3 protein-coding genes are annotated in these 3,111 nt (G+C 71.5%); 1 reads left to right on the forward strand and 2 read right to left on the reverse strand.

Annotated features, from left to right (window positions below):
* Positions 1–183: 183 nt before the first annotated feature.
* Positions 184–867, reverse strand: a complete 684-nt coding sequence (locus tag ABZ570_RS33785; protein ID WP_358072230.1) for a response regulator transcription factor — start codon at positions 865–867, stop codon at positions 184–186.
* A gap of 28 nt (positions 868–895) precedes the next feature.
* On the reverse strand, positions 896–2,179 hold the full coding sequence (locus ABZ570_RS33790; RefSeq protein WP_358072231.1) for an ATP-binding protein: 1,284 nt from the start codon (positions 2,177–2,179) through the stop codon (positions 896–898).
* Between the two features lie 210 nt (positions 2,180–2,389).
* On the opposite strand from ABZ570_RS33790, the gene phoU reads away from it, so the two are divergent.
* Entirely contained in the window at positions 2,390–3,034 is a 645-nt protein-coding gene (phoU, locus tag ABZ570_RS33795; protein ID WP_358072233.1) for a phosphate signaling complex protein PhoU, read from the forward strand.
* The last annotated feature ends 77 nt before the right edge of the window (positions 3,035–3,111 follow it).

Raw genomic sequence — 3,111 nt, forward strand, 5'->3', positions numbered from 1 at the left:
ACCGGCGCAGGGATCAAGCCTGACCGCCCGGAGCCGGGCACGGCGGGCCACACCCAAAACCGCAACCACCCACGCACCGCGACGCACACCCAAACCCGCAACCACCAAGCGCGCGGGCCACACCCCAAACCGCAACCACCAAGCGCGCGGGCCACAGCCGAAAACCGGACCCGGCACCGGTCGTCACGGCTCGAACTTGTAGCCCAGCCCGCGAACCGTGACGATGTAGCGCGGCGCGGACGGCTCCGGCTCGATCTTCGAGCGCAGCCGCTTGACGTGCACATCCAACGTCTTGGTGTCGCCCACGTAGTCGGCGCCCCAGACCCGGTCGATGAGCTGGCCCCGGGTGAGCACCCGGCCCGCGTTGCGCAGCAGCAGCTCCAGCAGCTCGAACTCCTTGAGCGGCAGCTGCACGGCGGCGCCGTCGACAGTCACCACGTGCCGCTCGATGTCCATCCGGACCGGGCCGGCGGCCAGCGTCGGCGTACCCGAGTCGGTCGCCTCCGCGCTCTGCCGGCGCAGCACCGCCCGGATCCGGGCCACCAGCTCGCGCGGCGAGTACGGCTTGGTCACGTAGTCGTCGGCCCCGATCTCCAGGCCGACCACCTTGTCGATCTCACTGTCCCGCGCGGTGACCATGATGATCGGGACGTGCGACCGCTGACGGAGTTGGCGACAGACCTCCGTACCCGACATTTCGGGCAACATCAGGTCGAGCAGCACGATGTCGGCGCCGGTCCGGTCGAATTCGGTGAGGGCGGCGGTGCCCGTCGCGGCGACGGACACCTCGAAGCCCTCCTTGCGGAGCATGTAGGACAGGGCGTCCGAGAACGATTCCTCGTCCTCGACCACCAGTACGCGACTCAAGGGGTGTTTCCTTTCCTGTCGGTCGGACCTACCGAAGCTCGGCCGGGCCGGCCTCGATCTCAGCGGAGGAGAGTGTCGCCTCCAGGTCGTCCGGGGGACGGGCGGGCAGCCGAAGGGTGAACGTCGAGCCTCCCCCAAGAGTGCTCGACACGTCCACCCGACCGCCATGGTTGCTGGCGATGTGCTTGACGATGGCCAGGCCGAGGCCGGTGCCTCCGGTGGACCGGGAGCGGGCCTGGTCGGCCCGGTAGAAGCGTTCGAAGATCCGGTCGACCTCGTTCGGGGCGATGCCGATGCCCTGGTCGGCCACGGCGATCTCGACGTACTCGTCGGTCGCCCGCGCGGTCACCCGGACCGTGGTGCCCTCGCCCGAGTAGTTGATCGCGTTCTCCACCAGGTTCGCCACCGCGGTGGCGAGCTGGCTGTCGCTGCCGTACAGGGTGAGGCCCCGCTCGCCCTCGACGACGATCTCCACCCGGCGGGCGGTGGCCGCGGTCCGGGTCCGGTCGACCACCTCGGCGATCACCCAGTCCACCGAGACCGGCTCCGGGGCTGGCTGCGGCTCGGCCCCCTGAAGGCGGGTCAGCTCCAGCAACTCCTGCACCAACCGCCCCAACCGGGTGGACTCGTGCTGGATCCGCTCGGCGAACCGCCGGGCGGCGACCATGTCCTCGGAGAGGTCGGCCGCACCCTCGGTGGCCGGCTCGGTGGCGTCCACCAACGCCTCGGCGAGGAGCTGGAGCGCGCCGATCGGGGTCTTCAGCTCGTGGCTGACGTTGGCCACGAAGTCCCGCCGCACCCGGGCCAGCCGGTGCGACTCGGTGACATCGGCCGCCTCGACCGAGATGTAGCCGGCACCCAGGCCCATCGCTCGCAGGTGCACGCCGAGCGGGTTGTCCCCCGCACTGTCGCGGCCACGCGGCAGGTCCAGCTCGATCTCGCGCCGCACGCCCGTGCGCCGGACCTGCCCGGCGAGGGTACGGATCAGCGGGTGCGCCGCGATGGAGCCGGGCGTCGCCCCGGTACGGAGCAGGCCCATCGCCCGCGCGGCCGGGTTCACCAGGACGGGCACGTCGTCCGGGTCGAGCACGACCACGCCGGCGCGGAGCGAGTCGATCGTCTTACGGCCGAGCCCGGGGAGACCGCCCTGCTGCTCGTCGGGAATCTCGGGCCTCCCTGCGCTCCGACGGGAGCCCTCGCTCCCCGGCGACGCCGACCGGCGCCGCGCTCCGACGTGTCGGGCCAGCAGCAACCCGGCGACCAGTCCGGCCACCAGCACCACGGCCACCGAGACCGCCACCGCCCATTCCACCCGGCGATCGTAGGGTCATTGTTCACCTGGCGATCGGTCGAAATGGGATGAAACACTCTCGCTTCCGAAGAAGTTCACTCACGGGTCCCGCGTCGTTCACCCGGGTTCACCGTGGATCGAGCCACCCCCGCCTACGGTTGGTCGCGCACCTGCTCACGCCGTACGCGGCCCGGCCGGGCCACCGGCGGCCACCGACCCCAGGAAGTGACGATGCGCGACGAGTTCCGGGCCGACCTGCAGATTGTCAGCCAACTGCTGGTGGACATGGCGGAGGGGGTGCGCGCCGCCCTGAGCCGGGCCACCACAGCCCTGCTCACCGCCGACCGCGCGGCGGCGGAGACGGTGGTCGCGGGGGATGCCGAGATCGACGCCCTCTACCGGGACGTGGAGGAGCGGGTCTGCGACCTGCTGGCCCGGCAGGCCCCGGTCGCCTCCGACCTGCGCGCCATGATCACCGCCCTGCACGTGGCCGCCGACCTGGAGCGGATGGGCGACCTGGCCGACCACGTCGCCAAGACCGCGCTGCGCCGGCACCCCTCCCCGGCGGTGCCGGCCGAGTTGCGGCCAGTCTTCCGCGACATGGCCGCCATCGCCGACCGGATGGCCGAGGAGATCGCCTCGCTGCTGGCCAAGCCGGACGCCACCCTCGCCGCCCAGCTCGACTCCGACGACGACGCCATGGACGACCTGCACCGGAGCCTCTTCGGCGTACTGCTCGGGGACGACTGGCCGTACGGGGTGGAGACGGCGATCGACGCCACCCTGCTGGGCCGCTTCTACGAGCGCTTCGCCGACCACGCGGTGAACGTCGGTGAGCACGTGATCTACCTGATCACCGGCGAGGCCGCCGCCTGACGGTAAGGGGCGACTTCGACTTCCTCGTCGGCACCTGGACCCGCAGGTTGGGGAGCTGTTGCGCGATCCGTTCGAAC

Origin of the sequence: Micromonospora sp. NPDC007271 (assembly GCF_040634005.1) — a bacterium.
In the GTDB taxonomy this organism is placed as follows: Bacteria; Actinomycetota; Actinomycetes; order Mycobacteriales; family Micromonosporaceae; genus Micromonospora.